This window comes from Bartonella sp. AA83SXKL (assembly GCF_042196965.1).
Lineage (GTDB): Bacteria > Pseudomonadota > Alphaproteobacteria > Rhizobiales > Rhizobiaceae > Bartonella.
Genome location: NZ_JBHIRG010000068.1, coordinates 1,241 through 2,626, shown reverse-complemented (window position 1 = coordinate 2,626; position 1,386 = coordinate 1,241). Strand labels below are relative to the sequence as shown.

Below are 1,386 nucleotides of genomic sequence, written 5' to 3'. Positions count from 1 at the left end.
GTAAAGCGAGATGTTTATCGTCATAAGAGAACACTTTCGCACTTAGTGTCGGTCATTCAAGATGAGATTGATGACATAGCCGATGAGTATGTTCAACAAATCCAAGAAAGCATTTTTGCAGCCATTCGTTTTTGTGAACGGGAGACCTTTTACTTTAACGAAAGCCGTGATGTGGTGTTTGAGACACGGGCGGGACAAGGTGTTTATGATGCAAGCACTACCCGCCCTATTGAAACAGCTGTTAAAATAAAAAACGTTTATCTAAGCTCTGATCAACATCATAAGTTTGCATTGGAGTGTAAGGACCATGTTTCTTTAGAGCCTTTGTTATCATCAGAGCAGCAAGGAACGCCGGTTTGTTACAGTTATTTTGATAGGAAATTACATCTTTATCCCACGCCGGATAAAGCCTATCAGATTCAACTCATTCTCTCTCCATTGCGTTTATCAGAGATAGAGAGTGTTGATGAGGAGCATCCATGGTTTGTGCACGCGTTTGATTTGATTAAGGCGCGTGCAAAATACGAACTTTACAAGAATATCCTTAAAGAACCCGATTGTGCAACAGCAGCGTACAATGACTTTAACGAACAGTTGCATGAATTGCGTGCAGAGACGTCTCAACGTCATAACGTCACTCGAATAATTCCGACGGATTTCTAATATGGTTTATTTTCCAATCGCTGATTACAGACCAGATGTTTCGGTCGTCAACGGTAGCTTTACGGATACGCTTGTGAATGTTTTACCGGCTGATGGCTGTTACATTCCGATGCCTAATGCAATGGTAGTGTCTCATGCTTTAGAAGAAAAGCCGTTGGGGTGCATAGCCTTTAGAAGTGGCAATGGTGTTAAGATAATCGTAGGAGGAGCCAAAAAGCTTTACAGTTATGATAGTCAAACGAAGGGTTGGAAAGACATAAGTCAAAGTGGTGTGACCTATCAAGCAAATGAAGAGAATAAATGGTCGTTTGCATTATTTGGTGAAACTATTATTGCGGTGAATAAAAATGATAAACCACAAGTCTTTAATACTCATAGCTCTGAACGGTTTGAAGATTTAGGAGGCAATCCCCCGAAAGCAGGATTGGTGAAGGTTTGGGGTGATTTTGTTTGTTTGATGCAATTAACAGATCATCCCAATCGCATCCATTGGTCGGGTTTGAATGATGCAACTCATTGGACGGTAGGTGATAAAGATTGTTATTATCATAATTTTAATGATGGAGAATATGTTCAAGGGGCAACGGAATCGAGCAATCCCCTCGTTTTTTTGCGTTCTGCTATTTATGCTGGTTGTTTTACGCTAGGCTCTAAAGTCCCCTTTATTTTTCAAAAGCTTCAAGACAAGCGTGGATCCCGCAGTGCAGCCTCTATAGCGTGTCG

General features: G+C 41.1%; 1 protein-coding gene and 1 pseudogene. Both read left to right on the top strand.

What is annotated here, in order from left to right:
- The coding region (locus ACFINO_RS09560) for a hypothetical protein (RefSeq protein WP_375655577.1) at positions 1 to 663 on the top strand (663 nt) is incomplete at its 5' end.
- Position 664: 1 nt separating this feature from the next.
- A pseudogene (locus tag ACFINO_RS09555) lies at positions 665 to 1,386 on the top strand (hypothetical protein); the annotation flags it as partial.